This window comes from Mucilaginibacter sp. (assembly GCF_965277465.1).
In the GTDB taxonomy this organism is placed as follows: Bacteria; Bacteroidota; Bacteroidia; order Sphingobacteriales; family Sphingobacteriaceae; genus Mucilaginibacter.
In genome coordinates this window covers 825,762-845,059 of the sequence record NZ_CBDICW010000002.1, presented here as the reverse complement: position 1 = coordinate 845,059, position 19,298 = coordinate 825,762, and the positions used below count along the sequence as shown (strand labels likewise).

The following is a 19,298-nucleotide window of genomic DNA, read 5'->3' as shown; positions in this document are numbered from 1 at the left end:
ATGTCAACTCCAATTATAACAGGTTTAATGGCCTACGGAATGTCGGGAAGGATATTTCATGCGCCGTTTTTAACCACCAATCCCGGTTTTAAATTTAAAGCCGTGGTTGAGCGTAAAGAAAAAAAAGCTGCGTTACGCTACCCGGATGTAATCAGCTATAATTCAATTGATGAGTTATTAAATGATGATGAAATCGAGTTGGTTATTATCAACACGCCCAATAACACCCACTTTGATTTTACCATACGGGCACTTAATGCCGGCAAACACGTACTGCTCGAAAAACCTGCCGCTGCTACCAGCGCCGAAGTAAAAACAATGTTCGATCTGGCTTCGCAGAAAAACCTGCACCTGATGCTTTATCAAAACCGCCGGTATGATAGTGGCTTTTTGTTAGTAAAAGACATTATTGAAAGCGGCCGCCTTGGCGAGCTGATAGAAATACACATGCGGTTTGACAGGTATAAGACAACATTAAGCCCTAAAGTATTTAAAGAAACCAAAAGCACGCCTGCAAACGGTTTGGTATATGACCTGGGCCCGCACCTGATTGATAATATCATTGCGTTATTTGGCAAGCCGTTAAAATTCAGCAAAACAACGGCCATCCATAGAGAAGGATCGGAAGTGGCCGATTATTTTAACTACCACCTGAGCTATCCCAACCAGTTAAATGTTTATTTAACATCGTGCCTGCTCATTGCCGAAGCCTTGCCAGGCTTTGTGGTGCATGGCACTTTAGGCAGCTTTGTGAAAGAGCGCAGCGATGTACAGGAAGCCCAGTTAGATAGCGGCATGCCGCCAACCGATGCCGCTTACGGCATTGAACCCGAAGGAAGTGAAGGCAAGCTGGTGCTTATGGGCCTTGATAATAAAAAGAATATTGAGTGGATAACGCCACCAAAAGGTAATTACAATGGTATATTTGATGCTGTGTATCATACCATCCGCAATAATGCGTTATACCCGGTAACGGAAGAGCATGTTGCCTGGCAATTGGAATTGCTTGAAAAATAAAAATAACGTAACTATGCCATTGTTAAATCTGCAATTAAAAACCATGAAAAAATTATTGTTTTTCTTTAGCCTGATCATCGCATCGGGTTGTATACATGCCCAAACTTTTACGCCAAAACCTGCCATAGCACCTTTTAAAATATTAACTACCGATAGTGTATACATGACCCCTGCTAACCTTAAAAAGGATAAAGCGGTGATGATCATCTATTTTTCGCCGGATTGCAGCCATTGCCAGCACCTGATGTATGAATTAAAACCTTATATGAAATCGTTTAAAAACATACAGGTAATAATGGTAACTTTTGCCGAACCTTTAAAAGCTTCGCAGGTTTTTTACCGCGATTTTGAACTTAAAAAATATCCTAACTGGACAGTGGGTACCGAAGGTTATACGTACAATGTACAGCAATATTACCACATAGCCACTACGCCATATATTGCTATTTATGATAAAATTGGCAAGCCGGTACACTATTACACTACTCCTCCAAAACCGGAAGAATTGGTTGCCGAGATTAAAAAATTATAGTACGTAATAGAAAAATTACCAAAATAGGGGTCTTCCTTATCAACAAAGTTACAAGGCTTTGTGCCGTATAAAATCAAAAAAGGTGATTTTTGCGGCATGAAGTCTACTTTAACAAAAGCACTCTTTTTTTCGATTGTTTTCCTCTCATTTCTAAACGTTAACGCACAACAAGCGCCTTCGGGTGGTACCATTACCGGTAAATTAGTTGATGCCGCAAACAACCAGCCTATTGAGCTGGCCACTATATCATTAGTAAAAAAAGCCGATAATAAACCCGTTACCAGCCTGCAAACCGATTTGCAGGGTAATTTTAAACTTACCGGCATTGAAAATGGCACCTATATTTTGCGCGCTACTTATGTAAGCTATTTAACTTATATAAAGGATACCCTGAACATTACCTCAACTAAAAAAACCATAAACCTGGGCAATATTAAACTTCGCCAGGGTAAGGGTTTGTTGAAAGAGGTGGTTATTACAGCACAAAAAAGCCAGATCCAGTTAGGTATTGATAAAAAATCATTTAATGTTGACCAAAGCTTGGTGAGCCAGGGTGGCTCCGCTACCGACTTGTTAAGCAACGTTCCATCAGTACAAGTGGATGTGGACGGTAACCTTAGCCTGCGTGGCTCAAGCAATGTAAGGGTGTTAATTAATGGCAAGCCATCGGCATTAACAGGCGGTAACATTACCGATATTTTGCAGTCTATCCCTGCCAGCTCTATCGAAACCATTGAGGTTATTACCAACCCATCCTCAAAATACGATGCCGAGGGTCAGTCGGGCATTATCAACATCGTACTGAAAAAGAATGTACAAAAAGGCTTTACAGGCTCGGCTTCGGCATCTGTGGGTACTCAAAATACCTATAATGGCAACTTTAGTTTGGCTTATCAGAACAGTAAAATAAACGTTTACTCCAACTACAGCTACCGCAAAGGCACACGTATTGGCAATGGCTTTACTGATAAAACTACCGATGCAACAGATGGTACCGATCAAACCCAAAACCAGTTGGCTGATCAAAAATTTACCTTTACCGGTCAAAATATCCGCAGTGGTATTGATTTTAATATCAGTCCTAAAACCACCATCGGTTTCTCAAACAACATCAATATCCGCGACCGCGACCGTGACCAGACCGGATCAACCCTTATTAATCAAAATGGGAGCCTGCTACAACGGATTGATCAAAATAACATTTCGACCGGAAGCGGTACCAACCTTGATTTTAATTTAGATTTCGACCATAAATTTAAAACCAAAGGCGAAGAGCTGACTGCTAACGTAGGCTACAGCATTGACAAGAACCATAACTTTGACGATTTAAATAACGCCTACTATTATTACAGCCTGCCACTTTATGTAAACTCGGTACAAAACAATACTACCGTGGGCCGTAACCATAACTGGAACTTTCAGGCTGATTATACCAAACCTTTAAAAGATGGCAAATTAGAAATGGGTTTTAGAAGCACCATTAACAACAGCGATAACAACTACGTAGTTGATACGCTTAATAGCGGCGATGGTAATTTTGATTTTAATCCCTTCCTGTCGAACCGTTTTATTTATAAAGAAAATGTGAATGCGTTATATACCAATTACCAGCACCAGTTTGGCAAATTTGGTATACAGGCTGGGTTAAGGCTGGAAGATGCGCACATACGTACATCTTTGGTTGATAGTGTTACCACCCCTCATAAACAGGATTATTTCAGGGTTTACCCAAGTGTTTTTTTAACCGAGAAACTATCAGAGAATCAAACCCTGCAATTGAGCTATAGCCGCAGGGTAACCCGCCCGCGAGACAGGCAGCTATCACCTTTTATTGACGAAAGCAACAAGCTTAACTACTCGCAAGGTAACCCGGACCTGAAACCTGAGGATACCCACTCTTTTGAGCTGAGCTATATTAATTACTGGAAAACGGTTACCTTAACCTCATCAATTTACTACAGGTTAACCAATCAAAATATACAGCAAATTACCACCCCGCTTACACCCACCAACCTGGACACTACTTTAACCCAGTTTCAGAATATCAAGAGCGCTTCAAACGCGGGTTACGAGTTGATTGCCAAGGTAAGCCCTACCCCTATGGTTGATTTTACCGCAAACGTAAATATCTACTACCGTCATATTGATGGTGATGCTGCCTTTAACCTGGCAACCACATCGGGCTATGCCTGGAATGGTAACCTAACGGCAAACATTAAACCTGCCAAAAAATTAGGCTTCCAGATCAGAGGAGATTATTCAGGTCCGCAGGTAATTCCGCAGGGAAAAATGAAGGCCATGTACGGGGTTGATGGTGGTGTAAAATATGATATTACCAAAACGCTTAATATCAGCGGCAACGTACGCGATATTTTTAATACCCGCAAGTATGAGTCTGACATTAGCTACTCAACACCTTACTTTACCTCAACCCAGGTATCTCAACGCCGGTTTGCTACACGTACGGCTTTGCTTACTCTATCATACCGTTTTGGTAATAACGGATTTGGACAAAAGGCCAAGAGCAAGAATAAAGACCAGCAGGATCAGGATAATGGCAGCCCTGATGATGGCGGCGGCTTGCAAGGCGGCCAAACCGGGGGCGGCGCGGGCGTGCAGCCAGGTGCAAAACCTAAAGGATAATAAACACCATCTACCTATAAATGAAAAAAGACCTGCTGATTTAGCGGGTCTTTTTTTTATGCTGATATTTCAGTTAAGCTGAAAGCTTGGGCGATGTTTACAACGAGCTGGAAACCCGGGGGAACTGATTATGCATTAGGAAATGACTATTGTTGCTGCTGTTGTTGTTGCTGAACTATTGCCATATAACGCTGATAACTGTTTTTAGTGGAATCAGTAATTACGTTTACTAAAGGGGCGTCGCTAATGGTTGTATCGTTATTGTTTAAAACGTTATCGTCATCAACAGATACTGCAACTTCTAACCGGTGGTTTGATGAGCCTTTATAAACGCCTTTAACAGGTGAGCAATCAGAAAAATTACGCCCAACAGCCAAACGCACGTGGGTTTCGTTAGCTATACAGTTATTGGTTGGATCAATTCCCAGCCAGCCAAAATCAGGAATAAATGCTTCTGTCCAGGCATGGGTGGCACCCTCGCCACGCATATCGTTTTTGCTGGTGCAAATGTAACCGCTCACATAGCGGGCAGGTATTTGTACCATGCGCAGCATTTCCATTAAGATATGGGCAAAATCCTGGCAAACGCCAGCCTTTAGCTTCCAGATCTCATCCAGTTTTGTTTCAACAGTAGTAACACCCTTTATGTAGGTAAAGTTATCATATACATACTGGCAAAAGCGCACGGCAACATGGTATGGGGTATTGTCTTTTAAACGCTCTTGTTGAACAACTGCCCTTAATTCATCAATACCTTCAAAATACTCCTGCTTTAAAAAGTCGATATAAGGCACTATAAACTGAAGGTTTTTGAGGTCTTCCCATTGCTGCTCCGGAAATATATCACTAACCGGCAGCGGGCGGTGCCTGGTTGTTACCCATAGTTTTGAGTTAATGGTTAATACCGTATGCGGAACGCTGTAAGTAAAGCTACCTACCTCGTTACCATAATAATCAACGTGAATATCAACCTGCGGATTGCCTGTAATGGTTAGCTCCTGCTTTACCACATCCTGATACTGATCCTTTATAGGAAATAGAATTATCTGGTTGGCACTATCGCGGGCAGGGCCCTCATAAATGTACCTGGTAATATGTTGAATTTCAAATTCTGGCATTGTATTGTATTAAAGTAAAATTAATCCCCGGTATAAACAGCTTCCTCAATCGTTCTGTTTGGTATTCCGGCTCAATTATGAATTTGCAAAGTAATGCTCATTTAGTGCGTTGGCTATGCCATAAAGCTCATTCCGTATCTGTGTCAGGTATAAATGCAGGCCATCCTGCTCAATACTTTTAACCGAACTGTACTTAATGCGGCTTTGCAAACGCCCAATCTGAAATGAGAGCTCCCTGAAATCTTCCAGGTTGCTGTTGCTTTTCAGCCTGTCAAAATACCGCTGTATATTGTTTACCGAGTAGATAACCGAGCGCGGGAAATCATTGTTTAAAACCACCTGCTCCAATATATTTGAGGCCTCAAAACCCTCTCGGTAAGTTTTAAGATAAAGCTCATATCCGCCTAACGATAGCAGCAGGTGTTTCCAATAGCTGGTATCGGTTAGCAGATCGGGGTTATCATCAACCGAACCAAACTTGGTATCCAATATATCAACCGACTGGATAGCTCTTTCCAGGTATTTACCAATATTCATAAAGCTGCGCCCTTCGCCACGCTCCATTGTTATCTCGCTGGTGCCGTAGTAAAGCATTACCTGCTTTATTAAAACATCAAGCACGCTTATAGGGTCTTCACGCTGCAGGGCCTTTTCAAGGCGTGGATCTTTTACGGTATGGTAATACTCATTAAGGCATTGCCAAAGATCTTTGGGGATATGCTCCTGTACGCCCCTTGCGTTTTCTCGGGCAAGGGTAATAATGTTTAAAATAGAATTGGCATTGTTTTTCCCGGTAACCATGTGCTTTAAAACAGCACGGCTATCGTTATCCAGCTTCTCGGTTTCTTCCTCGTCTGATCCGGCGAAGATCCTAACTACCGGTTCCCAGGTAAACTCCTGTACCGTATCCTGCGATGAGGCATAATTAATTTTCAGCATGCGCAGCATACCATCGCTACGCTCAATATACCTGCTTAACCAATAAAAACTTGCTGCTACCCTGCTTAACATATTTCCTTTTTATTTAGGATTTTAGATTTCTGACCACGGATGTATTTTACAATACCTCCGGGTCCATAGTTACCGATTCTTATTTCTAATATCCCTTATGCCAGTACCCAGGTATCTTTACTACCTCCACCCTGCGAACTGTTAACCACCAGCGAACCATCTTTAAGTGCAACCCGTGTTAAGCCGCCAGGAACTATTTCTATCCCTCCTGGCCCATACAAAGCGTATGGCCGCAGATCAATACGGCGGGGCTGTAAGGCGCCCTGCATATAACACGGAGCAGCCGAAAGGCTTATGGTGGGTTGTGCAATAAAATTACGCGGATCTTTTAATATTTCAATCTTGTAATCTTCAATTTCTTTTTCTGTTGCAGCATGCCCCATCAGCATTCCGTAGCCGCCGCTGCCATTGGTTTTTTTGATCACCATTTTATTAATGTTCTCAAAAACATGCGCACGCTCATCAGGGTTACCCAACTGCATGGTAGGTACATTTTTAAGTATCGGCTCCTCGTTTAAATAATAGCGGATCATATCCGGCACGTAAACATAAACAGCCTTATCATCTGCAACACCTGTACCAATGGCATTTACTATGGCTACGTTGCCTTTACGGTAAGCACCCATTATACCGGCCACACCTAACATACTCGATGGATTGAAAACCAGCGGATCAAGGTACTCATCATCAACCCGGCGATAGATCACATCTACCTGCTGCAAGCCTGTAGTGGTTTTCATATAAACCTTATGGTTATTAACCACCAAGTCGCGCCCCTCAACAAGCTCAACCCCCATAAGGCGGGCAAGTGTAGTATGCTCAAAATAAGCCGAATTATATATACCCGGACTAAGCAGTACGATTGTTGGGTTATTGATTTGCCTTGGCGATATAGCCAGTAAGTTTTTATATAAAATATTAGGATACTCTGTAACACTACGCACTCCGCATTGCGGCAGCAGATCAGGAAACAGGCGTTTGGTTATTTCGCGGTTCTCGAGCATATAGCTTACGCCCGATGGGGTACGCAGGTTATCCTCCAGCACATAAAAAGTACCATCAAAATCGCGGATCAGGTCGATCCCCGAAATGTGTACGTAAATATCATACGGTACCTGTAACTGGTACATCTCGCGTAAAAAATGCGGGCACGAATAGATAATATCTATCGGTACAATACCATCCTTAATAATAAACTGGTTATGATAAACATCCTTTAAAAAAAGGTTTAGTGCTGTTAACCGCTGCTTGATACCTTTCTCCACAAATGCCCATTCATCGGCAGTAATAATACGGGGAATAATATCAAACGGGAAGATCTTTTCAATGCCCTCGCCGCTGTTGTATACGGTAAAGGTGATACCCTGGCTCATGAAAAGGCGCTTTGCCAATTCTTCTTTTTTATTGAGATCATCTGGCGATTCTCTCGAAATATATTCTATTACTTTACGATAATGCTCTCTAACGTCGGCATTTTGGCCATACATTTCATCCCAAACGCCGCTAATTGGGCTGTATTTATCAAAATAAGCTGATTCCTGCATAATATTGAACCCTAAATAAAAATATGATAACCAGTTACTTTTAAAAACCGTAATTTATGAAGTGTTTTTATATAAAAGCGAATTATTGTGCAATTATTTTGATGATTTTTTAATACAAAGTAACGTTAATGTTAAAAATCATAATTACAACCATTAATAATCCGTTGAAATTTAAAAATCAGTATGAATAGTAAACTCCGATTTGAAAGTGCTTTAACAAATTTAAGCATTGTTTGGGTGAAGTAGCGAAGTCTAAATAAAGAGCATCGTACCGCTCACGTGCCGCGGGGAGGGGGCACTTTTTGTCTTGATAGTAGACTATATAAATGTAGACAATTAAGGGTAATTACAAACCCGGTTTTTTTGAAGATAGTATTATGTTAACGTCTTCGAGTTGTAATGATTTAACCATGTTTTTAACGGTTTCTTTATACTTTTTAAAATGAGCGGTTTGTATATGATAATTATACGCAGCGTTACTGGCATAAATCTCAAATATAGTTATATGTGATGGTACCTTTTTATCAGACACAGCATAATAGCTTAACACTCCCGGTTCAACCGCAATAGCCGTGCTCATTTGTTCGTTTAATGCAGTTTTGTATTTATCTAATTGCATAGAATCAACCTGTATTTTGGCAATTCTGTAAACTTTACTATCCTGTGCCATGCTTTTTGTGTTTAAGATTAATACGGTTAATATAGCGTAAACCATATATATTATAGTTTTGTGGTTGGCCAATTTCATTTTTTAGGTTTTGGTTTCGCTTCTTTCTTTTTTTTCTATTTTTCCTTCTCAGTGACTGTTTTACTAACCCTGGCTTTCATATGCTTTGAAAGATGGTTGATGCTTCTTTAGGGTTCTTTTCGTTCTGCTATAATATTAAGTTACAATTTAAGAAGAAACTGTTGTCAGCATTTCTTCTACTTTACTTTTTAGCTAATATACAATATTATGATTTTAATCAATAATTCGTCACTTTGTGTAAACGAGAAAGCCACTATAAGAATTACGCCTAATAAGAGACGAATCATGAGATTAATTGTTTACGAGATTATGAACGGAATTTAATATGCCTCCGCCTCCCCTCAAGGCCTTCATTTTTTGCCTGATTTCGGCTGAAGCTGATCTGCTGAAGAAAAAGCCTCACCTAAATCCTCTCCAAAGGAGAGGACTTGAAAACCATGTTGGATACCCCCAACCCAATGCTTTTGAAAATAAGCACAAAACTTAATTAAACCAATCAAATAAAAAGCGGGCAAAGGCCTGTCAGAAAAGCGGGCCAGGGCGTACGGCCTGCAGCGGGGAAGCTTTTTTCTGACTTGATCTTTGGTTACTTTCCATCTAAGGGAAAGTAACTAAGCCTCCGCGGCTATGAGCGGGACGATGATGTCAGTTACTGCAACGTATATTCAATAGAACCCCTACCTTCACTTTCCCGAGGAAAGAAATCGCACAAGGCCGTGCTTTTGAAAGGCCTCACCTAAATCCTCTCCAAAGGAGAGGACTTTAAAAACAAACTTAATCACAAATAAAAAGCGGGCAAAGGCCTGTCAGAAAGAGCGGGCCTGGGAGTATGGCTTGCAGCGGGGAGGCTTTTTTCTGACTTGATTTCGTTGGTTACTTTTTCATCTAAGGAAAAAGTGACTAAGCCCCCGCGGCTATGAGCGGAACGATGATGTCAGTTACTGCAAAGTATATTAAATAGAACCCCTACCTTCACCTTCCCGAGGAAAGAAATCGCACTGGGCCAGCGCTTAAAAAACTTTTTTCCACCAAGCAATAACCCCCAAATCCTTATCTTGCTGCTTTTATTATTAAACATGGTTGATATTTGTTGCATAGGTCACATCACATCTGATAAAGTAGTAACTACCCATGCGGTTATGCACATGGCGGGTGGCACGGCGTATTATTTTTCGTACGCGGTTAGCGGGTTGGATGTTGATTATCTTTTGGTTACTGCGCTTGCAGCCTCCGAGATGAATTATGTGGCCGACCTGCAAAACAAAGGCATCAGCGTAAAAGTACAGCCAAGTGCCCATACCGTTTACTTTGAGAATATTTATGCTGAGGACCAGGACCATCGCACACAGAACGTTTTGGCTAAGGCAGATGCTTTTACTATGGAGCAATTGCTTGATGTGGATGCAAAAATATTTCACCTGGGGCCACTGTTAGCCGATGATATTTCGAAAGACTTGATCAGATCCTTATCAAAAAAAGGGCGCATTAGTTTAGATGTACAGGGTTATTTACGCAAGCTCGAAAATCAAAAGGTTTACCCAACCGACTGGCCAGCCAAACAGGAAGCCCTGCAATATATTGATATTGTAAAGGCTGATGAGGCCGAACTGCAAGCCCTAACCGGGTTAAGTGATATAAAACAAGGTGCCAAACTTTTAACAAGCTGGGGTGTGAAAGAAGTGGTGATAACCAATGGCAGTAAGGGCTCATTAATTTACTGCGACAATATTTTTTACACTATCCCGGCTTACAGCCCTGCTGTTATTGTGGATGCAACCGGTTGCGGCGATACTTATATGGCAGGCTATCTATACCAGCGGATTAAAGGCGCGAACATTCAGCGATCGGGCGAATTTGCGGCGGCTATGGCTGGCCTTAAAACAGCTTCGCCGGGTCCTTTTAGCGGCACAGCTGATGATGTCATGCAGTTTATGGCTCAACAGCAATAAAAGTTAAAGGTTAATCGGCAAATCAGCACCATTCATCGATACATCATTTTCCTTTATTGGATACAGCGCTACATTTATAATAGCATAATGCTAAAATGTTCTGTAACCAACTAAATTAAAAGAAAATGAAAATGAAAGTTATTTACCCCTCACTGGCTTTACTCCTGCTGATCAGCATCTTTACCTCATGTAAAAAGGATGCTGCCTCAACAAGTTCTAAAACCACCACTACAGCTACCCTGGCCTCAACAGGAACCATTGCCATTACCACACTTGCATCTACCTCAACCAGCAGCAAAGATACCCTATACATGGTTAACTGCTTTTCCAGGCATTCAAAAAAGGATACGGTTGCGTCAAATGCTTTGCCTACTGCTATCGGCACTTATTTAACTGCTAACTATGCAGGCTATACTTTTGCAAAAGCTTAAAAAATAACCGATAGTGTTAATGTAGTTACCAATTATATTGTGATTATTAAATACAACAGCAACTTCATTGGCCTCAAATTTACAGCTGCCGGTGTATTTGTAAGTGTATTAGAGCAAAGGGCTGGCGCTGATCTGGACGGAAGAGGCTGGCACCCGGGCGGCCCTTTTAACGACCGTGGTGGTATGCATAAAGATACCGTTGCACTAACTGCGCTTCCAGCTGCTGTTACCACATTTTTCAGTACCGCTTATCCTACCGACACCTTGCTGCATGCTTCCATAACGCCCGACTCAACCTACGTGTTGATCAGCAAGAACAAAGTATTGTACGCCACAGCTATTACTGCTAAAGGTAAATTAATTAAACGCAACCAGTTAGAACAGCATGGCGGAACGGTAACTGCTGTAACACAGGCTAACCTGTTAGCTGCTATATCAACCTATTTAACTGCTACTTACCCGGCTTATGTGTTTGATAAGGCTTATTCATTAAGCTTTAGCAGTACTGTACAGGGCTATGCAGTATTAATTACGGCAAACAGCACAAAATATGTAATTGAATTTAGCGCTACCGGAGCTTTTATTAAAGCAATTGTTGTTCACTAAAAATCTGTTGTTTTCATAAGTAGGCCCCGGTTCCCTTTATTGGGGCCGGGGTTTTTTATTGATGCTGATGGGATAGTTTAACAGTTGTAAGCAAGCCCATTAAATAGGTATGCTTATGATAAATTTGCTGTACAAACCTAACTCGGAGTTTACCTCTATACGCCCGCTCATCTGTGTTACGGCATCCTTAACCAGATAAAGGCCGATACCGGAGCTGCGCTTATTATTACCCGACAGGTAAAACTTATCAAAAATACGTTCCTGATCTTTTTGGCGGATCCCTAAGCCATTATCTTCAACCTCAATTACGGCATCGTTTTTAAGCTGGTAGGTTTTTACTTTAACCCACTGGCTTTCCTTTTTAGCATCGCTGTATTTTATGGAGTTTGATACCAGGTTATTTAATACCACCTGTAATTTAAGTGCATCGCCATCAATATTATTTAGTTCAACCTCTTTATAAAACTGAATTTTTTTCCCGTCGTTCCTGTAATGATTTTGTGTTATCACATTATCAACAATAACAGCCAGACTGCACTCCTTTTTAATAAAGCCCAGATCTTTGCTTTTTATAAATGCCATCATTTCGTTAATAAACAGGTCTTGCTTTACCAGGCTATCCTTCATTAATAAAGTATAGGTTTTAATCTGTTCCACATCGGTTTCTTCCACTATCACATCAATCAAACCAACAAGCGACACCAAGGGCGAACGGAGATCGTGGGTAAGGTTAAATACAAATTTATCGAGCCCGGCATTTATGGCTTGCAGGCTGTCGTTTTGTTCAACTATTTTCTTTTTGGAGTTAGCCAGGTTCGTGATCATGATAACCGCGTAAGCTAATGAGCTGACCACAATCACCAAAATTATTAAAACGTTGGCAATAAAAATGTACAGGTTAATTTCCCGGCAAATAACGCCCAGCGAATCCGAAAATGCCTGCTCTTTGATGGTCAGATCGGCAGAAATATCACTGATAGCTAAAATCAAAGCTTTCTTTTCATCGGCTGAGATCTTACCCGCCGTAATTTTTTGCCGGGCCAGTACGCCCAGCTGGTGCAGGTTATTGATACCATCATCGCCCGATTTCCAGATCCCTATTACTTTTTCGAGCATGCTCAAGTGCTGAAAGCTGCTGAAAAGCCATATCAGGTCATCAATATCTTCAGGATGATTTTTTCCCTGCAAAAATCCCCTGGCGGCTATTTTTTTATTATCGGGCAGCGAACCTGCAGACAAAGCTATCCTGGCAATATGATCACCCTCGGGTATGCTGATGCTCCGTTTAAAAGCAATATAATCCGCTTCGTTTTCTAAATAAATATAATTGATGAGGTATGCGGAAGCATCCTTTTGGCCTTTCGAGTATTGTGATTCGCCATTGATGTAGGATCGTGTTGCCGACAGTATCCTGATGGTATAATAATTCATCACTATGATAATGGCAGATGCAAATACCACTATTAATAGCAAAACAAGCGCTCGCCGTTTCTTTAATAATCCGAGCCTCGTGATTAAATTATTTAGTCTATTTTTCAACTTAATAGAATTAACTATTATGAATAATTTTTGTTATGGTTATTTCATCAAGTCAAACGCCCCACATTAATAAAAAAATCTATTCATTACAACCCACATAGTCATAATTATTAGATTTTTAAGGCTGATAAAATTTAGGCTTCAATTATTATCTTATACGCTGACGATTAATACTATGTTTCATTTAAAGCAAAGCTATTTTTAACTTTTAATTAATAAAAATCTTTATAAACAAACCTGGTTTTCAGCAATAAAAAAAGGGCCTGAAAATTTCTTTCCAGGCCCTTTACAGATTAAACAATTTTTCTCTTTATTCGCCGGATGCGTGTTCGTGCGTGGCTTCTTCCCTGAATAATTTTGCACTGAAGTAGTCATTATTCATGCGGGAAATATTAGTCATTTTAATCTCTTTAGGGCATTCGGCCTCGCAGGCACCGGTATTGGTACAGTTACCAAAACCTTCCTCGTCCATTTGGGCAACCATTGCCTGTACGCGGCTGTAACGCTCTGGCTGGCCCTGCGGTAACATACCTAACTGGGTTACTTTAGCTGATACAAACAACATTGCCGATGCATTTTTGCAAGCGGCAACACAGGCACCGCAACCAATACAGGTAGCAGAATTAAAGGCCTCATCGGCAATTACCTTTGGGATAGGAATGGCATTGGCATCAATGGTTACGCCGGTATTAACCGAAACAAACCCGCCTGCATGCTGGATCCTGTCAAAGGCTGAACGATCAACCGCTAAATCCTTTACCACCGGGAATGCTGCTGCACGCCATGGTTCAATCACAATGATCTCGCCATCGTGAAAGGTACGCATGTGCAGCTGGCAGGTAGTGATGGCATTTTTAGGGCCATGCGGCTGACCATTGATATATAACGAGCACATACCGCAAATACCTTCGCGGCAGTCATGATCAAAATTGATAGGCTCATCTCCTTTAAGGATCAGGCTTTCATTTACCACATCAAGCATTTCAAGGAATGACATATCAGGCGAAATTGATTCGGCCTTATAAGTTACAAATGATCCCTTTGTTTCTGCGTTCTTTTGGCGCCATACTTTCAGCGTCAGGTTCATATTTCCGTTACTCATGTTTTTAAGTCTTGAGTCTAAAGTCCAAATCCGGGGCAGTTTAAAAACCCAGGGGTCAGACTTAAGGCTTATTTATAAGATCTTTGTGTTAAATGAACAAATTCAAAGTCCAAAACCTCTTTATTTAGTTTTTCTGGCTGGTTATCGCCTGTGTATTCCCATGCGGCAACATAAGCAAAGTTCTCATCATCGCGCAGGGCTTCACCTTCCGGCGTTTGTGATTCCAAACGGAAGTGACCACCGCATGACTCCCTGCGTGCAAGTGCATCATCAACCATCAGTTCGCCAAGTTCAATAAAGTCAGCCACACGGCCAGCCTTTTCGAGCGACGAATTAACTTCTTCGTTTTCACCTACCACAATAACGTTTTTCCAGAAATCAGCTTTTAAATCCCTGATCAATCCTTTTGCTTTGGTCAGGCCTTCTTCAGTACGTGCCATACCGCAATACTCCCACATAATGTGGCCTAAATGACGGTGATAATCATCAACTGTTTTAGTACCTTTTAATGAAAGCAGTTTGTTGATCTTTTCAATCACTTCCTGTTTTGTTTTTTCAAAAGCAGGGTGTTTGATATCAACAGGTTTTGGACCGATTGTAGCCAGGTAATCCCCTAATGTATAAGGAATAACAAAATAACCATCGGCAAGCCCCTGCATTAATGCCGAAGCACCTAAGCGGTTTGCACCGTGATCGCTAAAATTACATTCGCCTAAGGCATATAATCCGGGTACGTTAGTGCTCAGGTTATAATCAACCCAAAGGCCACCCATTGTATAGTGTACGGCAGGGTAAATACGCATTGGTTGTTTGTACGGGTCTTCGTCTGTTATCTGATAGTACATATCAAACAAGTTACCGTATTTGGCAGCCACAGCATCCTTACCTAAGCGGTGGATAGCATCGGCAAAGTCAAGGAATACAGCAAAACCCGATGCGCCAACTCCGCGGCCTTCGTCGGCCATTTCCTTGGCGTTACGTGAGGCTACATCGCGCGGAACAAGGTTACCGAATGATGGATATTTACGTTCCAAAAAGTAATCGCGGTCGTCCTCTTTTACCTGGTCGGCAGTAATTTCCTTTTTCCTTAGCTTTTGCGCTATTTCTTTAGTTTTTGGTGCCCAAACACGTCCGTCGTTACGTAACGACTCAGACATCAGCGTTAATTTTGACTGATGATCGCCGGTTACCGGGATACAGGTTGGGTGTATTTGTGTATAACATGGGTTTGCAAAGAAAGCACCACGTTTGTGGGCTCTCCAGGCAGCGGTTACGTTTGAACCCATTGCATTGGTTGACAGGTAAAAAACGTTACCATAACCACCGGTACAAAGTAATACAGCATGGCCTGCATGTGTTTCAATTGTTCCGTTTATTAAGTTACGGGTAACAATACCTTTAGCTTCGCCATCAATGGTAACCACATCAAGCATTTCGGTACGGGTGTACATTTTAACCTTACCTAAATGGATCTGGCGGTTAAGGGCCGAATAAGCACCTAATAAAAGCTGCTGTCCTGTCTGCCCCCTGGCATAAAATGTACGTGATACCTGCGAACCACCGAACGAGCGGTTATCAAGCAAGCCACCATACTCGCGTGCAAAAGGAACACCCTGTGCAACGCATTGGTCAATAATATTTACCGATACTTCGGCAAGGCGGTATACGTTACCTTCGCGGGCACGGTAATCACCCCCTTTTATGGTATCGTAAAATAAGCGGTAAACGCTATCGCCATCGTTCTGATAATTTTTTGCAGCATTTATACCACCCTGTGCAGCAATTGAATGCGCACGGCGCGGGCTATCCTGAAAACAAAATGCCTTTACATTATAACCTAACTCGGCCAGTGATGCCGCAGCCGATGCACCTGCCAAACCTGTACCTACAACTATAACATCGTACTTACGCTTGTTGGCCGGGTTAACCAGCTTTAAGTTAAATTTATGCTTGCTCCATTTTTCGGCTAATGGGCCCTGCGGAATTTTAGCATCTAAACTCATTTGTATATATTTTATTTAAAGCGTAAAATGCTTATTTACTTAAACTTTGTATGTAATAAACTATCGGCATTGCCGCAAAACCTATCGGGATAATTACCGCGAACAGCCAGGTACCAATGGCATAAACCACAGGTGTGTACTTACGGTGAACCCATCCCAGCGTACGGAATGCACTTTGAAAACCATGCAGCAGGTGAAACGATACGGCAAACATGGCTATTACATAAAATATCACATAAAGCAAATTGCTGAAGCTTGATGACACACGTGCATGAATATCCTTTACCCTTACAATCTCTACATTGTTTACTACTGATACTGATTTCTCAAAATCAGGGGTTACAGGCACATAATCAACCGAGGTTGTTTTATCTGTTGACAGATCAGTACGGTATTCTTTATAAGGTATTTTGTGGCTGTACTTGTAAGCAAACCAAAAATCACTCATGTGTATCACTATAAACAGCAATAAAATAGAACCCAACAGGCCCATATTTTTTGACGACCAGGAAGCAGGCGACTTATTTACAGTTGCATACGATACCGGGCGAGCCTTGCGGTTTTGAATAGTTAATACCAATGCATACACCGCATGCACCAAAATAGAAATGTAAAGCAGGTAGGCAATAACTTCAATCGGCGGAAAATGCGTTAAGAAGTTGGCATACATGTTAAATCCGTAACCATCATCATTACTAAAAAGCAACAGGTTACCGCCAAGGTGTACTATTAAAAACGTACACAAAAACAAGCCCGTTAAAGCCATTATGAGCTTTTTGCCTAACGATGAGTTAAAGGTTTGTTTAAATTCACTCATTATAATATTAGATTTATTTTGGCAAAAGTATTTATTAAATACCAAAAGATATAAATGGAGTCGGCTTAATAAGTATGATTTGGTTATTTAGAAACAATCTAAAAACGAAGCGTTTTATTTTTTTGCGGATAACGGCGCATATCCTATATATTAGAGGCAAATAAACACCTTATTACAAAATGAAATATACTTACATAGCCTTAATAGCCGTATTGTTTTGCAGTTGCAACCGAAAAGGGAAAATTGAATTTACCGGCAGCACACCCGGCGTTAAAGAAGGTGTTTTTACCGTTAAAACACTTACAGATAGTACCATATACGGTGCAAACATTAAAAATGAGAAATTTGCACTTGAGCCTAAGCAGCTGAGCGAACCCGGTTATTATAAACTTGATGTGAGCACCAGCGATACCACCGATAAACACGATCCGTTTGAGGTTTATCTTGAACCCGGGAAATATACCATTGAAACCGAAGCTGGTAAGCTGTATCAATATCCTAAAATAACCTCGCCATCAAAAATACAGGAACAGCTATCTGCATTTTATACCCTATCTGATAAAATGAGCCTGGCTACTGAGCAGGAAGCAATGGAACTGCATAAGCAGATAAAAACGCAAAGCGCAAGGCTATCAACCGAGGCATTTAACAACCTGCTTTATAAGGTTAGCGAAACCGAGAAAAAAATGCACGATAATAATGTAAATGCATTTAAAGCTTTTTTAAAGCAATACCCGCAAAGCGAAATCAGCACGCACTTAATGTCGAAATTAAATTATGAGGATGATCCGGTTAGTTATTATGCCATTTACCAAACCCTTACCCCCGCTGCAAAAAACACCGACGAAGGTAAAGAGATAGGCGACAAACTTAGCCACTTAATTAAACTGGTAGCAGGGATTAAAGCACCGGCCATACAAGGTAAAACACCCGATGGTAAACCATTTGACCCAAAAACGATCAATAAAAAACTGATAGTTATTGATTTTTGGCGAGCAGGCAATGATTTTAGCCGCCAGAACCACCAGCAGCTGATACAGCTTTTAGCCGAGGGCGATAACAAGGATAAGATAGCCATAGTGAGTGTTTCGCTTGATTCAAAACCTGATTGGTGGACCACTGCCATTAAGGATGATCATTTATCCTGGACACAGGTATCAGACCTTAAGGGTGATGATTCGCCAAATGCTGTTAATTGGAGCATCACCAAAATACCCACTTATTATTTGTTGGATAATAACTGGACCATCATTCAGCCCAATATTGAGATAGCCAGCGTTGGCCTTGAAATAAGCGATTACCTTAAAAAGCACCGCTAATCAATAGCTAATACTTTATCCTGCAGTACGGCAAATATACGGTCGGTTTTATTACTACGGATAGCCACCTTGCCCGTAAACTTACCAAAGGATGGCAGCACAACCTGCTTTGCAGCAAAAGCAAAGCAGGGCAATGTTATTTGCTGCCTGCCCTTACCCACCAGCCTTACACCGGGGTGGATATGGCCACAGAAAACGTAGCCGGCGGCCTGTTGCAGATCAGCATCTGTTTGGGGGTGGTGCAGCATCAGGAAAGGGCCTACCAGCAATTCGTGATGCAGCTGGATGTTTAATTTAAGGTAATGCCTGTCGGCAATAATATCATGGTTACCACGGATCAGGATAATTTCGAGCTTGGGGAACTGGCTTCGCCACAAGATGAACCAATCCCAATCGGTATTCATATCGCTGTGAAAAAAATCACCAAGAAATATTATTTTTTCGGGCTGATGCTGGTATATCAGGTCGGACAGTACGGCCAGGTCATTCTGCTCCATATCCCGCGGAATGGCAATACCCGCTTTGCGAAAATGCCCTACCTTACCTAAATGCACGTCGGCAGCAATCAAGGCTTTTTCCTGTTTCCAGTAAATGGCTTTTTGCGGCAATAATAAAAGATCCTGACCCAACAACGTAAAATCAACAGCGGTACCCGTATTCATCAACGCAAAAGTAGCAAAGCTTTCAAATATGCCAACCAGCTATTTATTACATTTAACAAAACCGGTCTTAGCATAATCCGCATGGTGTGTAACAGTGTGTTTATTAAACCAATAAAATCACCTGGCAAATCATACAAGCTATTCCTCTAACCTTATGCTTTTTATTATTTATCGGATTTTGGTTATCTATACATTTCTTCTGTATTGAAGTGTGCCTGAAAGTCGAATATATTTTTGAATGTTTTCATTTGCTATAG

16 protein-coding genes are annotated in these 19,298 nt (G+C 41.4%); 7 read left to right on the top strand and 9 right to left on the bottom strand.

Annotation, left to right across the window (positions count from 1 at the left end; genetic code table 11):
• The 3 genes from ACQY4U_RS16145 to ACQY4U_RS16135 all read left to right on the top strand — a co-directional run bounded on the left by ACQY4U_RS16145 (position 1) and on the right by ACQY4U_RS16135 (position 4,192).
• The gene (locus ACQY4U_RS16145; RefSeq protein ID WP_428330477.1) at positions 1–1,017 is read left to right on the top strand and encodes a Gfo/Idh/MocA family oxidoreductase; all 1,017 of its coding nucleotides are present in this window, start codon (positions 1–3) and stop codon (positions 1,015–1,017) included.
• Between the two features lie 13 nt (positions 1,018–1,030).
• A complete protein-coding gene (locus ACQY4U_RS16140; protein WP_428330476.1) occupies positions 1,031–1,549 on the top strand; it encodes a hypothetical protein in 519 nt (172 codons plus the stop codon).
• A gap of 96 nt (positions 1,550–1,645) precedes the next feature.
• Positions 1,646–4,192 carry a TonB-dependent receptor domain-containing protein gene (locus ACQY4U_RS16135; RefSeq protein WP_428330475.1) on the top strand — a complete coding sequence of 849 codons (2,547 nt, stop codon included), beginning with the start codon at positions 1,646–1,648 and terminating at the stop codon, positions 4,190–4,192.
• A 146-nt stretch (positions 4,193–4,338) separates the two neighbouring features.
• On the opposite strand, the gene ACQY4U_RS16130 is transcribed toward ACQY4U_RS16135, so the two are convergent.
• The 4 genes from ACQY4U_RS16130 to ACQY4U_RS16115 all read right to left on the bottom strand — a co-directional run bounded on the left by ACQY4U_RS16130 (position 4,339) and on the right by ACQY4U_RS16115 (position 8,613).
• Complete coding sequence (locus ACQY4U_RS16130) at positions 4,339–5,310, bottom strand: transglutaminase family protein (RefSeq protein WP_428330474.1); 972 nt, start codon at positions 5,308–5,310, stop codon at positions 4,339–4,341.
• A 75-nt stretch (positions 5,311–5,385) separates the two neighbouring features.
• On the bottom strand, positions 5,386–6,321 hold the full coding sequence (locus tag ACQY4U_RS16125; RefSeq protein WP_428330473.1) for an alpha-E domain-containing protein: 936 nt from the start codon (positions 6,319–6,321) through the stop codon (positions 5,386–5,388).
• 95 nt (positions 6,322–6,416) lie between these two features.
• Positions 6,417–7,865, bottom strand: coding sequence for a circularly permuted type 2 ATP-grasp protein (locus ACQY4U_RS16120; protein ID WP_428330472.1), 1,449 nt, complete (start codon positions 7,863–7,865; stop codon positions 6,417–6,419).
• Positions 7,866–8,211: 346 nt separating this feature from the next.
• Positions 8,212–8,613, bottom strand: coding sequence for a putative quinol monooxygenase (locus ACQY4U_RS16115; protein WP_428330471.1), 402 nt, complete (start codon positions 8,611–8,613; stop codon positions 8,212–8,214).
• A 1,076-nt stretch (positions 8,614–9,689) separates the two neighbouring features.
• On the opposite strand from ACQY4U_RS16115, the gene ACQY4U_RS16110 reads away from it, so the two are divergent.
• The 3 genes from ACQY4U_RS16110 to ACQY4U_RS16100 all read left to right on the top strand — a co-directional run bounded on the left by ACQY4U_RS16110 (position 9,690) and on the right by ACQY4U_RS16100 (position 11,599).
• Positions 9,690–10,562: a PfkB family carbohydrate kinase gene (locus ACQY4U_RS16110; RefSeq protein WP_428330470.1), complete on the top strand. Its 873-nt coding sequence runs from the start codon at positions 9,690–9,692 to the stop codon at positions 10,560–10,562.
• Positions 10,563–10,687: 125 nt separating this feature from the next.
• The gene (locus ACQY4U_RS16105; protein ID WP_428330469.1) at positions 10,688–10,993 is read left to right on the top strand and encodes a hypothetical protein; all 306 of its coding nucleotides are present in this window, start codon (positions 10,688–10,690) and stop codon (positions 10,991–10,993) included.
• Positions 10,994–11,032: 39 nt separating this feature from the next.
• Positions 11,033–11,599: a hypothetical protein gene (locus ACQY4U_RS16100; RefSeq protein ID WP_428330468.1), complete on the top strand. Its 567-nt coding sequence runs from the start codon at positions 11,033–11,035 to the stop codon at positions 11,597–11,599.
• Positions 11,600–11,698: 99 nt separating this feature from the next.
• On the opposite strand, the gene ACQY4U_RS16095 is transcribed toward ACQY4U_RS16100, so the two are convergent.
• The 4 genes from ACQY4U_RS16095 to ACQY4U_RS16080 form a co-directional block, all read right to left on the bottom strand.
• The gene (locus tag ACQY4U_RS16095; RefSeq protein WP_428330467.1) at positions 11,699–13,060 is read right to left on the bottom strand and encodes a sensor histidine kinase; all 1,362 of its coding nucleotides are present in this window, start codon (positions 13,058–13,060) and stop codon (positions 11,699–11,701) included.
• 388 nt (positions 13,061–13,448) lie between these two features.
• Positions 13,449–14,240 carry a succinate dehydrogenase/fumarate reductase iron-sulfur subunit gene (locus tag ACQY4U_RS16090; protein WP_428330466.1) on the bottom strand — a complete coding sequence of 264 codons (792 nt, stop codon included), beginning with the start codon at positions 14,238–14,240 and terminating at the stop codon, positions 13,449–13,451.
• Between the two features lie 68 nt (positions 14,241–14,308).
• On the bottom strand, positions 14,309–16,243 hold the full coding sequence (locus tag ACQY4U_RS16085; protein WP_428330465.1) for a fumarate reductase/succinate dehydrogenase flavoprotein subunit: 1,935 nt from the start codon (positions 16,241–16,243) through the stop codon (positions 14,309–14,311).
• A 31-nt stretch (positions 16,244–16,274) separates the two neighbouring features.
• Positions 16,275–17,060: a succinate dehydrogenase cytochrome b subunit gene (locus ACQY4U_RS16080; RefSeq protein ID WP_428330464.1), complete on the bottom strand. Its 786-nt coding sequence runs from the start codon at positions 17,058–17,060 to the stop codon at positions 16,275–16,277.
• Positions 17,061–17,239: 179 nt separating this feature from the next.
• Here ACQY4U_RS16080 and ACQY4U_RS16075 point away from each other — a divergent pair, with 179 nt between their 5' ends.
• On the top strand, positions 17,240–18,379 hold the full coding sequence (locus ACQY4U_RS16075; protein ID WP_428330463.1) for a thioredoxin-like domain-containing protein: 1,140 nt from the start codon (positions 17,240–17,242) through the stop codon (positions 18,377–18,379).
• Here ACQY4U_RS16075 and pdeM read toward each other — a convergent pair.
• Positions 18,376–19,041, bottom strand: coding sequence for a ligase-associated DNA damage response endonuclease PdeM (pdeM, locus tag ACQY4U_RS16070; RefSeq protein WP_428330462.1), 666 nt, complete (start codon positions 19,039–19,041; stop codon positions 18,376–18,378). The two genes, ACQY4U_RS16075 and pdeM, sit on opposite strands and share 4 nt — an antisense overlap.
• Positions 19,042–19,298: the final 257 nt, after the last annotated feature.